The sequence below is a fragment of the Chitinophaga agrisoli genome, assembly GCF_008386695.1.
Taxonomy (GTDB): domain Bacteria; phylum Bacteroidota; class Bacteroidia; order Chitinophagales; family Chitinophagaceae; genus Chitinophaga; species Chitinophaga agrisoli.
The window spans coordinates 1-254 of record NZ_VUOC01000114.1 but is presented as its reverse complement, the minus strand read 5'-3'; the positions used below and the strand labels follow the sequence as shown (position 1 = coordinate 254).

Genomic DNA, 254 nt, shown 5'->3' with positions numbered 1-254 from the left:
GCTGTAGTCTGAAAAATATCACGAAGATGGCCGCCAAACAATACTTTATCGTGTTCCTGATTGTCGCCGTGATGGCTCTCGAGGCCAGCACTACCGAATATGGATGCCCTGAAAATGCCCATTGGACTGATGACCCCTGCGTGAGGACCTGCGACGACCCGTACCTGACTAACACCGCTTGCGTCGGCGCCCTCATTCAAACCTGCCACTGTAACGACGGCTTAGTCTTCAACGCGGACAGAAAATGTGTGCCC

At 53.5% G+C, this 254-nt stretch carries 1 protein-coding gene; it reads left to right on the top strand.

What is annotated here, in order from left to right; genetic code table 11:
* Window positions 1-26: 26 nt before the first annotated feature.
* Window positions 27-254: trypsin inhibitor-like cysteine-rich domain-containing protein (locus F0L74_RS32985; RefSeq protein ID WP_149842244.1), on the top strand; the 228-nt coding region annotated here is incomplete at its 3' end.